At 63.1% G+C, this 16,357-nt stretch carries 16 protein-coding genes; 15 read left to right on the top strand and 1 reads right to left on the bottom strand.

Annotation, left to right across the window (positions count from 1 at the left end; translation table 11 throughout):
- Window position 1: 1 nt before the first annotated feature.
- The 5 genes from FIV35_RS13635 to FIV35_RS13615 all read left to right on the top strand — a co-directional run bounded on the left by FIV35_RS13635 (window position 2) and on the right by FIV35_RS13615 (window position 6,803).
- Window positions 2-727: an energy transducer TonB family protein gene (locus tag FIV35_RS13635; protein ID WP_034137621.1), complete on the top strand. Its 726-nt coding sequence runs from the start codon at window positions 2-4 to the stop codon at window positions 725-727.
- Window positions 728-751: 24 nt separating this feature from the next.
- Window positions 752-3,031 carry a TonB-dependent receptor gene (locus FIV35_RS13630; RefSeq protein ID WP_034096701.1) on the top strand — a complete coding sequence of 760 codons (2,280 nt, stop codon included), beginning with the start codon at window positions 752-754 and terminating at the stop codon, window positions 3,029-3,031.
- Between the two features lie 18 nt (window positions 3,032-3,049).
- Window positions 3,050-3,697 (top strand): MotA/TolQ/ExbB proton channel family protein, encoded by a 648-nt coding sequence (locus tag FIV35_RS13625; protein ID WP_034112732.1) that lies wholly within the window; start codon window positions 3,050-3,052, stop codon window positions 3,695-3,697.
- A 53-nt stretch (window positions 3,698-3,750) separates the two neighbouring features.
- Window positions 3,751-4,968, top strand: coding sequence for a phospholipase D-like domain-containing protein (locus tag FIV35_RS13620; RefSeq protein WP_034137620.1), 1,218 nt, complete (start codon window positions 3,751-3,753; stop codon window positions 4,966-4,968).
- Between the two features lie 95 nt (window positions 4,969-5,063).
- Window positions 5,064-6,803, top strand: a complete 1,740-nt coding sequence (locus FIV35_RS13615; protein ID WP_034137619.1) for a dipeptidase — start codon at window positions 5,064-5,066, stop codon at window positions 6,801-6,803.
- 504 nt (window positions 6,804-7,307) lie between these two features.
- On the opposite strand, the gene FIV35_RS13610 is transcribed toward FIV35_RS13615, so the two are convergent.
- Window positions 7,308-7,808 (bottom strand): DUF305 domain-containing protein, encoded by a 501-nt coding sequence (locus FIV35_RS13610; RefSeq protein WP_003098996.1) that lies wholly within the window; start codon window positions 7,806-7,808, stop codon window positions 7,308-7,310.
- 450 nt (window positions 7,809-8,258) lie between these two features.
- Here FIV35_RS13610 and FIV35_RS13605 point away from each other — a divergent pair, with 450 nt between their 5' ends.
- The 10 genes from FIV35_RS13605 to FIV35_RS13560 all read left to right on the top strand — a co-directional run bounded on the left by FIV35_RS13605 (window position 8,259) and on the right by FIV35_RS13560 (window position 16,255).
- The gene (locus FIV35_RS13605; protein ID WP_003098991.1) at window positions 8,259-9,005 is read left to right on the top strand and encodes a hypothetical protein; all 747 of its coding nucleotides are present in this window, start codon (window positions 8,259-8,261) and stop codon (window positions 9,003-9,005) included.
- Window positions 9,006-9,123: 118 nt separating this feature from the next.
- Window positions 9,124-9,336, top strand: coding sequence for an AlpA family transcriptional regulator (locus tag FIV35_RS13600; RefSeq protein ID WP_003090093.1), 213 nt, complete (start codon window positions 9,124-9,126; stop codon window positions 9,334-9,336).
- Window positions 9,337-9,378: 42 nt separating this feature from the next.
- Window positions 9,379-10,254 (top strand): ParA family protein, encoded by an 876-nt coding sequence (locus FIV35_RS13595; protein WP_003098988.1) that lies wholly within the window; start codon window positions 9,379-9,381, stop codon window positions 10,252-10,254.
- A complete protein-coding gene (locus tag FIV35_RS13590) occupies window positions 10,238-10,507 on the top strand; it encodes a hypothetical protein (RefSeq protein ID WP_003050422.1) in 270 nt (89 codons plus the stop codon). The genes FIV35_RS13595 and FIV35_RS13590 overlap by 17 nt, the downstream gene beginning before the upstream one ends.
- Window positions 10,500-12,179: a ParB family protein gene (locus FIV35_RS13585; protein WP_004350508.1), complete on the top strand. Its 1,680-nt coding sequence runs from the start codon at window positions 10,500-10,502 to the stop codon at window positions 12,177-12,179. The genes FIV35_RS13590 and FIV35_RS13585 overlap by 8 nt, the downstream gene beginning before the upstream one ends.
- A 14-nt stretch (window positions 12,180-12,193) precedes the next feature.
- Window positions 12,194-12,754 carry a DUF2857 domain-containing protein gene (locus tag FIV35_RS13580; RefSeq protein WP_003090097.1) on the top strand — a complete coding sequence of 187 codons (561 nt, stop codon included), beginning with the start codon at window positions 12,194-12,196 and terminating at the stop codon, window positions 12,752-12,754.
- 3 nt (window positions 12,755-12,757) lie between these two features.
- Window positions 12,758-13,996, top strand: coding sequence for an STY4528 family pathogenicity island replication protein (locus FIV35_RS13575; RefSeq protein ID WP_003116837.1), 1,239 nt, complete (start codon window positions 12,758-12,760; stop codon window positions 13,994-13,996).
- Between the two features lie 429 nt (window positions 13,997-14,425).
- Window positions 14,426-15,217, top strand: coding sequence for a PFL_4669 family integrating conjugative element protein (locus FIV35_RS13570; protein WP_003098981.1), 792 nt, complete (start codon window positions 14,426-14,428; stop codon window positions 15,215-15,217).
- Window positions 15,214-15,741, top strand: coding sequence for a DUF3158 family protein (locus FIV35_RS13565; RefSeq protein WP_003098978.1), 528 nt, complete (start codon window positions 15,214-15,216; stop codon window positions 15,739-15,741). The genes FIV35_RS13570 and FIV35_RS13565 overlap by 4 nt, the downstream gene beginning before the upstream one ends.
- Window positions 15,742-15,814: 73 nt before the next feature.
- A complete protein-coding gene (locus tag FIV35_RS13560) occupies window positions 15,815-16,255 on the top strand; it encodes a single-stranded DNA-binding protein (protein ID WP_003098976.1) in 441 nt (146 codons plus the stop codon).
- Window positions 16,256-16,357: the final 102 nt, after the last annotated feature.

Genomic DNA, 16,357 nt, shown 5'->3' with positions numbered 1-16,357 from the left:
CATGTACGTTCTGTTTCGTGTGCGCCAACTGCTGGGCAGTGTCCCGGCCGTGATCGCCCTGGTGCTGATTGCCATGGGGATCCAGTCCCAGACATTGAAGGTCGAGCCGGTGTATGACGAGTCGGCGGTCGAGCTGGCCCTGGTCGATCCGGAGCCAGAGCCGCCAGTCATCCCGGAACCGGTGGTTGAGCCGCCACCACCGGTGATCGAGGAAGCCGACGCCGAGCCGGCGCCGCCGCCTCCACCGCCTAAACCGTTGCCAAAACCCGAACCCAAGCCCAAGCCCAAACCGCTGCCCAAACCGGTAGTGGCGAAAGCCGCGCCTACTCCGCCCCCGGTTGCCGCCGCCAAACCGGTACCAGCCGTAACCGCCCCAGCGGCACCTGCGCTGGCACCGCCCGCGCCGCCGAAAGTCGACGGCCAAGCCTTGGAGGGTGGCTATCTCAAGGGCCTGCGCAACGAGTTGGACACGTACAAGCAGTATCCCACCGGCCGCCAGGCATCCCTCGAACGCCCGAGCGGCGAGGTGGTGGTTTGGTTGTTGGTGGATCGCCAGGGCCGCGTGCTGGATTCCGGCCTACAGACCCAGGCGTCGAGCATGTTGCTCAACCGGGCCGCCATCAACAGCTTGCGTCGTATCAAGCAAGTCAAGCCGTTCCCCGAGCAAGCCTTCGGGGGCCGCAATGAGCAGCGCTTCACCGCCACCTTTAACTACAGCGTGCAATAAGCACCCGACACCAGGACGACACTGATGAGGTTCACACGGATTCATCTGGCACTCGTTGCCGCGAGCATGGGGCATGGCATGGTCATGGCCGACACCAACGACAGCGATGTCGGCACCATTGGCGTGCAAGGCAAGGCCACGGCGGGTGGCGGCTACATGGTGCAGGAAGAAAGCATCAAGGGCCGCTCCACGGTGACCAAGGAAGCGCTGGATAAACAGACCGCCACCGGCAACGCCGTGGACAAGCTCAAATACACCCCGGGCCTGAACATCTCCAGCGAAGACAACACCGGGCTGTCGGGCTTTCGCTTCACCATGCGCGGCCTCAACTCCGACCAGGTGGGGATGTCGGTGGATGGCATGCCGATCAACGACTCGGGCAACTACGCGCTGTATTCCAACCTGCTGGGCGACCCGGAAAACATCGAGCAGATCTTCGTCACCCAGGGCTCAGCGGAGGCCGACGGCCCGCACATCGGCTCCAGCGGCGGCAACATCGGGATCGTGACCGTTCGCCCAACCAAAGAAACCGGCGCATTCGTCAAACAGATCATGGGCAGCAACGCCACGCGCAAGACCTTCGCGCGGCTAAATACCGGAGAGATCAACGGCCTGAGCAACTGGCTGTCGGCTTCGCATACCGAAGGGGACATGTGGCGTGGTTCCGGCGCCGTGCGCGCGGATAAAGTCGAGTGGAACAGCTTTTTCGACGCCGGCGATGGCAACACCGCCAACCTGATCCTCAAGTACCACGAGCAGGACAACAACAGTTACAGCCAGTTGACCAAGAGCCAGTTCCAACAGAACGGCCGCAAGTTCGACCCCTACCCCGCCACCCCATCGGTGGGCAGCAACGGCAAGGTCAACAGCTATTACGCCCTGGCACAGAACCCGTTCCAGACTTTTACCGGCGTGCTCAACACCCAATTCAAACTGGCCGACAACCTGGCCCTGTCGGTGATCCCGTATTACTACTGGGGCAACGGCAGCGGGGTCGGTTCGTCCAGCTATGCACTCAACCGCGGCTCCAACGTCGGTGGGGTGTTCGACCTGAGCAATTTGCCGACCGCCGCGCAGTACAACGCCGACGGTTCGTCCACCACCGGCGTTTACTACCGTCCTTCACGCACGCAGACCTGGCGCCCCGGCATCACCACCAAGCTGAACTGGGACCTGGAAGAGCACAGCCTGCAATTCGGTTACTGGTATGAGCGCGCGCGCCAAAGCCAGACCCAGCCGTTCATTGCCCTGAAAAACAGCGGCAAGCCCAGCGACACCTGGCCGGATGGCGATGCCGTGGTCGATGCCAACGGCAACACCGTACAGGGTCGCGACCGCTTTACCGTGACCCCGGCGCAGAAGGTCTGGGCCCAGGACACCTGGTACATCAACCCGGACTGGACCCTGGTGGCCGGCCTTGCCTACATGAACGTCAAGCGTGACGGCACCAACCACGGCAGCCTCACCGAGCAAGCCGAAAAACGTAACCAGACCTACAACAAACTGCTGCCCAACGCCGGCCTCAAATACCAGTTGGATGAGCGGGACCAGTTGTTCTATAGCCTCTCGCGCAACATGCGCATCCCGCAGAACTACGTGCTGTACGACAAGGGCGCCGGCTCCATCGACGCCAAACCGGAAACCAGCTGGAACCACGAGCTGGGCTGGCGCTACACCGATGACGACATGACCGTGGCCGCCACGCTGTTCTACATGCAGTTCAAGGATCGCCAGGTCTCCTCCAAGGACATCAACGGCGACTTCGCCGATATCAACGCCGGCTCCGTCAACAACAGTGGCCTGGAACTGGAATGGAGCGGCCTGCTGCCCCACCACTTCAACTACTACACCTCCTACACCTACACCAAGGCCGAGCAGCAAGACGACCTCACCGTTTATAACGCCGGCAAAGCCATCCTGTTGCCCACCAGCGGCAAGCAGTTCGCCAACGTGCCGAAGAACATGCTGGCGGCCAACATCGGTTATGACGATGGCCACTACTACGGCACCTTCGGCGGCAAATACACCAGCAAGCTCTACGGCGACCTGACCAACGACGAAGCCATCTCCGGCCGCACCGTATTCAACGCCGGTGCCGGTATCTACCTGCCGGTGGACAAGAAAGTGGTGAAGGACGCGACCCTGCGCCTGAACGTCGACAACCTGTTCGACAAGAAGTACCTGGACGGCGTCTACACCACCAAGACCAACTCCGCCAGCTACAGCGGTTTCCGCGACGGCGACCCGGCGTACATCGTAGGCCTGGAACGTACCGTGACGGTTTCCCTGGAAGCCAATTTCTAACTTGCGAGGTCAGTGAACATGGACATGAATTTGCTCCACGACATCACCTTCTATGTGATGTACGCCGCGATGGCGATTGCCATCTTTATCACCATCGAGCGCGGCATCTACTTCGCCTATGTGCGCCGCCAGGCCCGCGCCCTTAACAAAGTGCTGGGCGCCAATGTGCACAGCGAACGCGACTTGCCTCAGGAGTTGGCCCGTCGCCATAGCCTGCCGTTGGATATGGTCTTGCCAGTACTGGCACAAAAAGCCTCCCACGGCTCGCGCAAAGACCTGGATGACGTAATCGAAACCCAGTACCTGAGCACTCGCGCACCGTTGGCCCGCAGCCTGTGGATCATCGAAACCATCACCACCGCCGCGCCTTTGTTGGGCTTGCTGGGCACCATCCTCGGCATTATCGACACCTTCAAGGCGTTGGCCACGGCGGGGGTGTCGGACCCTGGGCAGATTTCCGGCGGCATCGGTACGGCGTTGTTCGCCACGGGCTTGGGGATTGCCATCGCGCTGTTCTGCGTGGTGTTTCATAACTTCTTCCAAGACAGCCTGGAGCGCATCAACGATCAGTTGAAAATCCTGCTGATCCGCGCCGCCACTGGCGCCCGCGTGCAGAGCGAAACGCCGCACCTGGTGCCGACGCCGTTGCACAGCCGCACCGCATAACCGTTTGCGCGGGCGCGCAATGCGCCCGCTTCTATTTATTAAAAGAGAGTCTTATGTCCGTCTCCTTGAAAATGCGTATCGCAGGCCTTGCCGGCTTGCTCCTCAGTCCGCTTGCCCAGGCGGACTTTTCAATTCCAGGATTTGAATTGGTACACACCGTACCAGTGGACACTGCCCTCGGCACCGCCGATCTACGTCAGCCGGGCCCGGTCTGGATCGAACTGTTCGACGGGGCGAAAAACACCATTGATATCGGCCAGTTCTACGCGGCCGATCATCCCGGGTCGGTCATGGACAAGGTCATCGACCACCTGGAAGCCGCTGGCAAGCGCGGTGTGAAGATTCGCTTTTTGATGGAAGAAAAAGGCATCAAGTTATCGGAGGGTTCAACCCTGGAACGCTTGCGTGCGATCCCCAACCTGACCTTCCGCGTGTTGCCCTACGGGCAAGTCAGCGGCGGCATCATCCACGCCAAATACATGATTGTGGATGGTCGGCAGGCATTTGTCGGCAGCCAGAATTTCGACTGGCGCTCCCTGGAACATATCCATGAAACAGGGTTGCGCATCAGCGATGCCACCGTGGTGGGCCAGGTGCAGGCGATTTTCGATCAGGACTGGCAAGCCCAGCAGGCGCTGGCCGAGCACCGACCGGTGCCATTGCCGGCGACCGGCCAGGCGCCTGCACGCACCGGCAATTACCTGGTGGCCAGCCCGCAGCGTTACAACCCGCCGGGGGTGGGCGACTCACAGCTGGAATTGCCACGCTTGTTGGCGGAAGCGAAGAAAGAAGTCCGCGTGCAATTGCTCGACTACGCACCGCTGTCCTATGGACCGGACAATACGCGCCCTTACTATGCAGTGATCGACAATGCCGTGCGGGCCGCGGCCGCGCGCGGTGTGTCAATCAAGTTGATGGTGTCCAACTGGAACACCGACAAACTGGAACTGCCTTACCTCAAGAGTCTGGCCGTGCTGCCCAACGTGCAGATCAAGATCGTCACCCTGCCCGAGGCCAAACAGGGGTTTATCCCCTACGCGCGGGTGATTCACAGCAAGACCATGGAGATCGATGGTCAGCTCGCGTGGGTGGGCACCAGTAATTGGCTGGGCGGCTATCTGGATAATTCGCGCAACCTGGAGGTGGTGATGCGCAGCGAAACCATGGCCAAGCGTGTCGGGGATTTGCACCGACAGTTGTGGGACGGCCCCTACGCTAGAGCCCTGAACGTGACCGATGAGTATCCAGCGCCCCACCCTGGCCAGCATTGACCCGATACACCTGAGTGGTGGTAGTGTGTAGAAATGTTTCTGACAGTTTGATCAGAAACGTCCTACTCACTACTGGCAAAGGAATGCGACTTTCCATGCACTTTCCACTCAAGCAATTGGTGGCTGCGAGCCTGTTCGCGGCCACGCTAACGGCAGTCAGCACCCCGGCATTCGCCAATATCACCGCCGAGCAAAGCACGGCGATTCTCAAGCACTTCGGCGAAACGCCGGTCAGCGATTTCCGCGGTTTCCTGGCCACCCTGAGCAAGGGCGATCTGGGCAAGACCGCCGATGTGGGCCCGGCGATCAACGCCTTTCTCGACAACAAAACCCTGAGCGCCGAGCAGCAGAACGAAATCAACCGTTTGCTGGGCATTTACACGCGGATCAAATACGGCAAGGCCGCTCTGGAGACGCTGCGGGAACTGGTGGAAATTCCGACCTTCAACGTAGACGGCGTACCGCAGTACCAGAACCCGGAATTCCTCAAGATCGCCGACAAGATCCAGGCCCTGGCCAAAGCTTTCAACCTGAACTTCCGTAACGTCGACAACCGCGTGTACGAAATTTCCCTGGAAGGCAGCGGCGATGAAGTGGTCGGCATCCATGCCCACGCCGATGTGGTGCCGGTGACCCCGGAAAATTGGGTGCTGAAGGACGGCACCAAGCTCGACCCGTTCAAAGTCACACTGATCGGTGATCGCATGTACGGCCGCGGCACCGAAGATGACAAAAACGGCATCGTGGTGGCGATGTATGCCATGAAGGTGATCAAGGAAGAGAAGCTGCCGCTGGCGCGCCAGTTCAAGCTGCTGGTGGACACCACCGAGGAAACGTCCGGCGACGCCATCCCGTATTACTTCGAACACAACCCGACCCCGCAGTACAACCTGGCACTGGATGGCGGTTACCCGGTGGTGATTGCCGAGAAAGGCTACGGCACGGTCATGGCCACGTTCCCGCGTCGCAAAGGTGACGGCAGCGGCGCGGAAATCGTGGCGATGACCGGCGGCATGGCCACCAACCAGATTCCATCGGCATCGGTTGCCACGTTTGTCACCGATCAGCCGGCCGAACTGGCGGCTAGCCTGCAAAAGGCCGGCGCGGAATATGCCAAGCGCAACGGTGGTGATTTCGAAGTGGCCGCCAAGGTTGAGGGCAAGGATGTGAAACTAACCGTCACTGGCGTGTCGGCGCACTCGTCCGAGCCGGAGTCGGGTGTCAACCCGGTGGCGCGCATGCTGGAGTTGATCCACAGCGTCGACGGCAAGATTGCCCTCAAACACAACCACATCACCGATGCCGCGCGTTATGCGTCGGACAATTGGGGCCTGGATTACCTGGGCGGCAAGTTGGGCGTGGGCTTTGCCGACGACTTTATGGGCCCGCTGACCACCTCGCTGACGTTCGTCGGCCAGGACGACAAAGCCTTCAAGCTAGCGGTGAACCTGCGCGTGCCGAAGGGCAAGTCGCCGGAAACGCTCAAAAAAGAAATCGCCGACAAACTCAGCGCCTGGGACAAACACAGCAAAGTGGCGGTGGACTTCACCTATTCGATTGCCGAGCCGATGTACCGCAACCCGGAAGGCGAATGGGTCAAAGCGTTGCTGGCGGTCGCCACTGAAAACCTGGGCATGGAACATAAATTCGGCACCTCGGCCGGCGCCACCTCGGTGCATGAACTGCCCAACGGCGTGCAATTCGGCCTGGCTCGCCCGGAAGTGAAGTACACCGGGCATACCGACAATGAGTTTAAGACGGTCGATCAGTTCTTGCTGGACTTGCAGATCGTCACTGAAATGATGGGGCGCGTCGGGCAGTTGCCGAAGCTGTAATAGCAAAAAGCCCGCCGTGTTGGCGGGCTTCTCCAGCTTGATAAAAATCAAGCGCACACAAAAACGCCGATCATCGCTGATCGGCGTTTTCATTGAATATGGAGCGGGAAACGAGTCATGCACTAGAGCGCTAAGTCTCTGTTTCCCAATCACTTTCTCCACTGTGGTGATCAGCGAAGAACTCAATTATAGCCTTGTTTTTCGCCCTCGGCAACAAAGTTCATCCAACCACTTCCACCAGCGTCCAAGGATGATCCATCCACCCGTCGTTACGCCTGATGCGTCCAGCTGCTGAGCGGGTTCGCTATCGAACTCCAACTTGCGACGATCATGACTTGCGCTCGCTCCGCAGGCAGCGCGGGGTGGTGTCGCGTGGACTACCTGGCACCTGGACGGCTGTAGGACACAACCGCCGGCATCGGAACACCGCAAGTCCTCATCTTTACATCGCTGCGGCTAACTTCGCCGGAGCGCAACGCGGCGCCAGTGTAGTGGCAGCCAGCCTCAACGAAGGCGTGCAGCAATCCGGTTCATCTGCTCGATCTCCGCGCGCTGGCCATCGGAAATCGCTTGGCATAGGTTGACGAGTTCCGGATCTGAGAGCTGCGCCTCGCGGCACATGAGGATCGCTCCCGAATGGTGCGGGACCATAGACGCGATGAACTGTCGATCGCCGATTCCGGTTTGAGCACGGGTAGCGGCAAAAGAACCGAGTGTGAGAACGGCAAACAAGCCGTACAGCACGAGATTGAGCCGCCGGTTTGGAAACATGCCGGGCATTGTCGCTAGCATGAAGATGCCCATTGGCGCCCACATAGTGACCGCCATGTAGAGCATGTTGAGATTGTTTCTGAAGTCCCTGGCGCCGTCGATCATGCTGAACATTACGAAGTACATGACGACGAGGCCCAACACCATGTTCACCCAGAACTTGGCGTATGGTCGGCCGTGCTTACCCATCTGACCGGATGTGTGATGTTGATGTTCATGGGAATGTTCAGCCATCTCCGTCTCCTATGTGCTGGGGCAACCTGGCAGGGTCACTGGTACTGCGGCAGATACTTTGTCGATATATCAGCATGTGGAGCGATGCATCACTAACCGCTGATTTCCAGTCCCCAACTGGACGTAGGGGCGTCGAACGCTTCAACTCGCTGGTCTTGAACCGTCTGGATATCAGACCATACCAAATCGGTCTTGATGGGCTTTGCGCCACCTATGACGCTGGTACCGTGAGCGCCAATATCGAGCTTGCGTCCTCATCGCTCGATGGGCCGGCAACTGATCGATTCTTGCATATCAAGCAAGACAAGGCCACCTGCGGCGGACGCCAATGGCCTCCTCCGCCTTCGCTTAGGGCATCGCCTCAAGCGTCCGTCGCAGGCCATAACGACACAACAGCCCTTGGGCAAGAAAGGAGCCGGTGATGTAGCGCACCCGAAAGGAGACGAAGACATGCACAAGGACATTTCAACATCAAAGGTGTTCTATCGTCCCATCGAGGCGGCCATCCGATGGGCTGGGTTGCTGCGGTATCTCCCGATGATCCTGGCCACGATCGCGTCACCGCGTGTCCTGCCTCGGTCGCTGAACTGCCCTCGATGGAATGAGTGCCGGCTGCACTCGGAACGTATCTATGACGGCATCCTCAACGGAGAGCTGCCCTACGGCAAGAACGGGATCACGCTCAATGATCCGAACCTGCTCAATTCTCTGGATCTGACTGTTCGCCATGTCGATCTAAAACGCTGGATGCGCACCCACTATCCCGAGCACCGGCCAGGATTTCTGTTCAGCCGTGGCGAACGCATGGCGCATCCTTTCATCACCATGGAAACAGGACAGGCGATCCTCGTGGAGCGGCTGGCCCTTCAGGCCGCGCTTGAACAAGCCCGACGTGAGATGCGAGAACTGCAGGAGCAGCACGACACGCTACTCAAGCAATCCTCGGTGCTGTTGGCATCCAAGCAATGCGAGATCAGCGAACGGGCGGAAACGACCTATCTCAACATCATTGGAGGGATGTTGACGCTGATGCTGAGCCAGTCGCCTTCAGGCGTGCCCTATTCCAGCTTCAAAACGCAGGAGGCCCTTGTCTCTGCATTGGTCGCCCACTACGGCGGCACCATGGGCATCACTGAGCGCACCTTAAACGGAAAGTTCGCCAACGCTAAGAGGTACGTTCGTAGCGCAAGCGCATGAGGTTATCCAGCTTGTATGTGCAATCGCGGAGATTGCATTTGCAATGTCTTTCCGCAGCCAGGTCTATTGAATAGAGGTCACGCCAACAAACGCCACCGAGCGTTCAGGAGTGACCGCCATGTCGCAGACCCCTGTACTCCCGCCGAACGAGCGCCGCATCCTGCGGCTCGATGAAGTCGAAGCGAAGTCCGGCTTCAAACGCGCCCACATCTACAACCTGATGAAGAAGCGCCAGTTCCCTCAGGCGCTGCGCCTGGGCGTGCGCGCTGTCGGCTGGGATTCGATCGAAATCGACCAGTGGATCGCCGAGCGCCTCAACCACCGGACCTGACCCGCTCTCCCGCGGACTTCCCATTCCCAGCCGGAGAGCGCCATGCAGGTCGTGTCCATCATTTCAACGAAGGGCGGCGTCGGCAAGACCACGACGGCCGCCAACCTGGGCGGGCTCGCCGCGGACGCGGGCCTGCGCGTGCTGCTGCTCGATCTCGACGTGCAGCCCACCTTGTCCTCCTACTACGAACTGACCCAGCGCGCGCCGGGCGGCATCTATGAGCTGTTGGCCTTCAACGAGCGCGACCTTGGCCAGCTCGTGTCCCGCACGATCATCGCGGGCCTGGACCTGGTGCTGTCCGACGACCACCGGGGCGAGCTGAACACGTTGTTGCTGCATGCGCCGGATGGCCGCCTGCGGTTGCGGCATCTGCTGCCAGCACTTGCTCCCCTCTACGACCTGGTGCTGATCGACACCCAGGGCGCGCGTTCCGTGCTGCTGGAGATGGCGGTGCTCGCCTCCGATCTCGCGCTGTCGCCCGTCACGCCGGAGATCCTCGCGGCACGCGAGCTGCGGCGCGGCACCATGCAGTTGCTCGAAGACATTGCGCCGTACCGGCACCTGGGCATCGAACCGCCGCCGCTGCACTTGCTCATCAACCGCGTCCACCCGGTGTCCGCCAACGCACGGCTGATCCAGCAGGCCTTGCGCGACCTGTTCCAGGACAGCGCCGGCATCCGCGTGCTCGCCACCGACGTGCCGGCCATAGAAGCGTATCCACGTGCCGCAACGCGCGGCCTGCCGGTGCATCGGGTCGAGCACCGCCAGCCGCCCGGCAGAGTCGCCCCTGCCGCGCTCGACACGATGCGCGCGCTCGCCAGCGAGTTGTTCCCGCAATGGCAGGACCGACTGGCTCAAGTATCCGGCCGCCCGCAGCGACCTCTTGATCCTGGGAGGCCCCATGGCGAACGCACATGAGCTGGCCCGCGGCCACAAGCGGCTGCGCGCCCTGATCGAGTTCGCGGTCGGTGAGGGCTGGCACGTCAAGCGCACGCCGGGCGGGCACCTCAAGTTCACCAAGGCCGGCTGCGCGGCGATCTACACGAGTTCGACAGCGAGTGACCACCGGGCCGAATTGAACGCCCGTGCGCAGATCCGCCGCGCCGAGCGAGAGGCCCGCATGGCGCCGGCCGGCGGTCGTGGGGACTGCGAGGGGTGCGGCCATGGCTGACATGACCTCGCAGGACATGGCAGGCAAGCTGCTCGCGGCCGGCTTCGAGCGCAGCGGCCCAGCGGCTACGGCCTTGAGCGACCCGATCGCGGACACGCCCATGGTCGTGACGCTGGACCAGTTGCGGCCCTACGACCATGACCCGCGCATGAAGCGCAACCCGGCTTACGAGGAAATCAAGGCATCCATCCGCGAGCGCGGCCTGGACGCGGCGCCGGCCATCACGCGCAGGCCCGGCGAGGACCACTACATCATCCGCAACGGCGGCAACACGCGACTGGCGATCCTGCGCGAACTCTGGTCGGAGACCAAGGAAGAACGCTTCTTCCGCATATCGTGCCTGTTCCGACCATGGCCGGAGCGCGGTGAAATCGTCGCGCTGACCGGGCATCTTGCCGAGAACGAACTGCGCGGCGGCCTCACGTTCATCGAGCGCGCGCTCGGCGTCGAGAAAGCACGGGAGTTCTACGAGCAGGAGAGCGGCGCCGCCCTGAGCCAGTCGGAACTGGCCCGCCGCCTGGCGGCCGATGGCTTCCCCGTCCAGCGGTCGCACATCACCCGCATGGCCGACGCGGTGCGCTACCTGCTGCCCGCCATTCCCACTGTGCTCTATGGCGGCCTGGGGCGCCACCAGGTCGAGCGGCTGTCGGTCATGCGCACGGCCTGCAAACGCACCTGGGAGCACTACGCCAAGGACCGTTCGCTGCCGCTGGACTTCGACAGTTTCTTTCAGGAGGTGCTGGCGCAGTTCGACACGCAGGGCGACGAGTTCGCGCCGCAGCGCGTGCAAGACGAGCTGATCGGCCAGATGTCCGAGCTGCTGGGCATCGGCTACGACGTGCTGGCGCTGGACCTGACCGAATCGGAAAGCCGCCACCGGGCGCTGGTCAGTGACCCGACGCCACCTGCGGCGCAGCCGGCGTTGCCTTCGCCCACCGCCGGCACGCCGACTCCGCCGGGCGCAGCATCGTCCATCGCCACGCCTGCAGCGGCGGCCGGTCCTCCACCCGCCAGCCCTCCGGCGTCCGAGCCCACCTTGCGCCACGACGACACGGCGGTTGGCGAAGCGGCCACGGGAAGCCAGCCGGCCGCACCGGGCGATCTGCTTCGCGAGCACATCGTCTCGCCAGCACCGACGACAGAACGGCTCCAATCGATCCAGCGCATGGTCGCCGACCAGTTGGGCGATGCGCTGCCGCCCGACTTCTCGGCGAGCGTGCTGCAGTCCATCCCGGTGCAAGCCGGCGGACTCTATCCGATCTCCGACGTCTGGTACATCGACGCCGGCCTGGACACGCCCGATCGGCTGCGCATCCACATCGCGCAGTTCGCGCGCGAGATCGCCGGGGAGGCAGGCCTGGACGAGTGCATCGAGGATCGCGCCGATGGCATCGGGTTTGCGTGCCGCGCCCGCGGCCAAGCCCCGTCGCCGCTCGGCCGCGCGGTGCTGACGCTGCTCACTTCCCTGACGGGTCAGCCCGTCGCCGAAGCGGGCCTGGACGGCGCGCAGCTCGCCGCCGACCTGCCGACCCTGTTGCACGGCCAGAGCCAAGGCCATGGCAGCGGCGCAAGGCGCTTGAGCGACACGGCGTTGGTCAAGCTCTTTCGGCTGCTGCGCCTCGCCCGGCGTCTGCTGGACCTGGAAGCCGGCACCACGGCGCCCGGGACGTGAGCGAGGGAGGCCGCATGTCCACATCGCATCCGCTCAACCAGGCCGTGATTGCCCAGGCGCTGTATGACCTTCGCAACGGCCAACTGCGCCGCTGCAAGGCCATGGGCTTCGGCGAGGCCGAGCTGGATGCGCTCAAGCACCCCGCGCTGATCAGCGTGCTGGCCAACGCCAGCGTCTCGTGGTGCTCGGTCACGGTCAACCGCGAAGTGCTGCAGCGCCTGCTCAACCAGGCACAGGACGTGGAGAAGGAAATCGCCACGGTCGATCGCATGCTGCGGCTGGGGGCCAGCACGGAGATGGTCAGCCGCTTCTATGGCCTGACCCATCAGGAAGTCGCCCTGCGGCGGGAGATCCTCGGCCTGCCCAAGCGCAAGGGGCGCCACCCCGTCCTGGACGAGACCCAGGACACCGAACTGTGGCGGCAATGGAAAGCCGTGACCAGCAGCAGGAACGTCGATCTGGAGGACGAGACCTCGATTCTCGATGCGGCCATGGACCTGGCCGAGGGCATGTCGCTGCCGCTCTCGGTGGTCTGGGCCGCGATCAGGAACTGGGTCGATCAGGGATTGGGCTAGGCCATGGCCGTGGACGACACCGCCCCACGAGCCCAGCGCCCTGGCCCCATCGCACTCGCCGACCTGTTCGACGCTGCGCTGAAGGACCTCGCGCCCAAGTCCAGCTCTGGCGCTCCCGCGTCCCTGCCTGCTCCAACGCCCACGCCTCCTACGTCCGGCGACGCCTTCCTGTTCAGTGGCAATCGGCACGAGAGCGTGCCGCGGCGGCTGTTCCTCGACCGCCGCCTGACACCGCTGGAGCGCAACGCCTGGCAGGTGTTCCGATTGATGCTCAACGACGATGGCGTCACGGCATTTCCCACCTATGAGCAGTTGCGCCCCTGGCTGGCGTCGATGCCCTGCGCAGGCCAGGCCTCCCATGAGACCGTGGCGCGGGCGCTGACGCTGCTGCGCCTGACGCGCTGGCTGAGCCTCGTGCGACGACGGCGCGACCCCAAGACCGGTCGCATCCTCGGCAACCTCTACGTCCTGCACGACGAACCGCTGACGCCGTTCGAGGCGATGCAACTCGACGCCGACTACCTGGCCCTGGTCAGCCAGTCGCTGGGGCATTCGGCCAAGGCCGTCCAGGTGGTGGGACTCAACACCCTCCAGGAGATCGCGGACGACCCGATGCTGTCCGGACGCACCTTGCCGTCGCGGCTGCAAGTGCTCGCCGAGCGCCTGGCCGACCAGGGCATCACCGCCTCCGAAAGTTATCCACAGGAGGATGCGGTCCACGATTCCGAAGAAGGGCCCGCGAGCCTTCTTCGGAATGGCGATCGCCCATCTTCGGAATCCGAAGCAGGGCCGAAACCCGCGCCAGACGGCGCTCTTCGGAATTCGAAGCAGGACCGTACAGTACGTAGTAGTCGTATTGATGAAGTACGTACTACCGCGCAGGCGCGTGCGCTGGGCGACCTGCAATGGCCCAAGCGCTTCGCGGAACTGAAGGCGGAACAGCAGGCCGGAGCCAAGATGGCGTTGCAGCAGGTGGACGCTGCCCTGCGGCAGGCCGTGCTGGACGAATGGGCCGCACGGTGCGGCAAGCATGGCATCCGCAACCCCGCCGGTTATCTGTTCGGCATCATCCAGCGCGCCATGCGCGGCGAGTTCAATGCCTGGGCCAAGCAGACCGGCCCGGCACCGCCAACACCATCGGCGGCGCGAGCGCCACCAACCGAGCCGCCGCGCAACGTCGTGCCGCCCGAGGTGGCCCGGCAGCACATCGAGCGCCTGCGCGATCTGCTGCGCAAATCCTGAGCACAGGGCTTGTCAAAGCCGTGAAGTAGATCTCCATGGCGGTCGGCAGAAACGGTCCCCTGGGGACGGCTGTGCGGTGAAGCGCCGGGCGACGGCGCGACATGCTGCGCAAAACCTGAGTAGAGCGCATGCAAGACCATGAAGCAGACCTCCATGGCGCTCAACGGAACGGTCCCCTGGGGACGGCTGCGCGGCGAAGGATCGTGTCGAACGGCAGCGCGACGTGCGGTGCAGCACGCATACCGTCAACAACCGAGGACGGGAACGCCGATGTGAGTGCCCATCTGCGGAGCGGTCCCCAGGGGACCGTTGCGCGCTGCGCCGCCAGCGCGCACAGAACCGGGGGTCGGCTCATTTCGGTTTGTTGACTGACTGCCTTCCGCTGCATGCGGATGCTGGCGGCTCCCTGTCCACCAGCGAGCGATCACCATGGCAACCAGCAACGAACCATTGCAACTCAACCTCGGCTCCCTGCGCAGCGCGATGTCGCTGACGCTGCACACCCACCACGCCTCGCGCATCTGGCATGGCCGCGCCGCCGCCGAGGGGCGACCGGGCATCGTCGGCCTGAACGGCTACATCGCCGTCATGAACAAGATGAAGCGCGGCTCGGAGCAGGACGACCCATACAGCGACTGGTGGATGCTTCGCATCGAAGACAAGCTCGACCAGACCAGGACCACGCTGCAGACGCTGCGCGACCAGGTGGACCAGGCCCTGGCCGGCGTGCCCGCCGCGTTGACCCTGGGCGAGAACCTCAACGTGCAGCCCGTCAAGCTTCCGCTGTTCGTCAATGCGCAGTTGGGCTTTGCCGCCGTCTATCTCCTGGCCGACTACGACGACATCGCGCGCAAGCTGATCCTCGCCCACCACACCGCGCTGATCGATCGCTCGACGTTGGAGCGCTGGCTCAACGAAGGTGCCCACGCGCTGCGCAGCCTGTTCAGCCTGGCCCAGCAATACCGCTACTCGGGCTGCACCCGCGACGACTTCGCGGCCAAGAACGCCGCAGCTCGGGCAGCATTGGAGAAGTTCGGCGAACTGCCGCAGGACGTGCTCGAAGGCATGCGCCGCTCGAAGTTTGCGCCGCCCGTCGTGCGCCGTGGTCTGCAACAGCGTGGTGATAGCGCTGCCGCAGCCGCATCTCCCACCGACGAAGGCGCTGCCGCCGATTCGGCCGAGGCCAAGTCCACAGCCGCCGGCGAGGACGAACCGGCATGAGCGACCCGAACCGCGAACCGCGCTACTTCCGTCGTCTGGAACAGCCAGCCTTCATGCGGCTGGAACACGCGGCCTCTCTAAAAGGCCTTTTAAAGCCTTTTAAAGGTAAAGGGGACTTCGAGGCCTGGGCCAGCCAGTGCTTCGCCATGCGCGACGAGTTGATTGCCCTGGCGCAGCGACAGGTGCTGCCACAGGCGTGCGGGCATCCCTTCCACCTGCTTCCCGTCGAGCTGGCCCAGCAGACCACTGGCGCAGGCACGACCTTTCTTCGCTGGCGCAAGCACGATCGATCGGCCATGGGCGTGGCGTTGTGGCAGGAGCTGATGGCGAGCCCCAGCACGCCGGTCAACCTGCTGCACGACCTGCACGAGATCGAACTGCAGCGCGTCATGCTGAACATGCAGATCAGCCTGCTGCACACCCTGGGCAGGCAAGCACAGGAATGCGCCAGCAAGGCCGCGCAGGCGGACAACACCTACCTGCGCCGGCTCGCGTCCGTTCCTGCCGCAGTGCGCGATCGGTGATTGCGCCTGCCATCCGAGCACGCGCCCGAGCCCAACGAGGCACGGGTATTTCAACCACCACGGAGATTCCAACATGAGCACACAATTCATCGGCGAGGGCAACATCGGATCGCCTCCCGAGTACCGCGAATTCCCCAATGGCAACGACGATCCTCGCCGGTTGCTCCGGCTGAACGTGTACTTCGACAACCCCGTCCCCACCAAGGGCGGCGAGTTCGAGGACCGCGGCGGCTTCTGGGCGCCGGTGGAACTCTGGCACCACGACGCCGACCGCTGGCAGCAGCTCTACCAGAAGGGCATGCGGGTGCTGGTCGTCGGCCGCATGGAGCGCGACCCCTGGACGGACAACGAAGATCAGCCGCGTGAGACTTGGCAGGTCAACGCGCGCAGTGTCGGCATCCTGCCGTACCGCATCGAGTCTGTGGCCCTCAGCCCGAAGCCACAGGAGGCAGAGCCGAAGCCCCAGGCCACCCAGGAATCGACGGCGCCGAAAGAGACCAAGCGCAGGAAGTGATCGGGCATGGAGGGCGGCTGCCGCAGTGCTTCGCCGCCCTCCATGCGCTGCGAATTATCCCCAGGGGATAGCTCCACCAACGTCCACCGAGTTCCACGCGCG

It is taken from the genome of Pseudomonas rhodesiae, assembly GCF_007858255.1.
Classification (GTDB): Bacteria; Pseudomonadota; Gammaproteobacteria; order Pseudomonadales; family Pseudomonadaceae; genus Aquipseudomonas; species Aquipseudomonas rhodesiae.
Note: the sequence above shows the minus strand (reverse complement) of the source record. Positions and strands in the feature narration are given on the sequence as shown.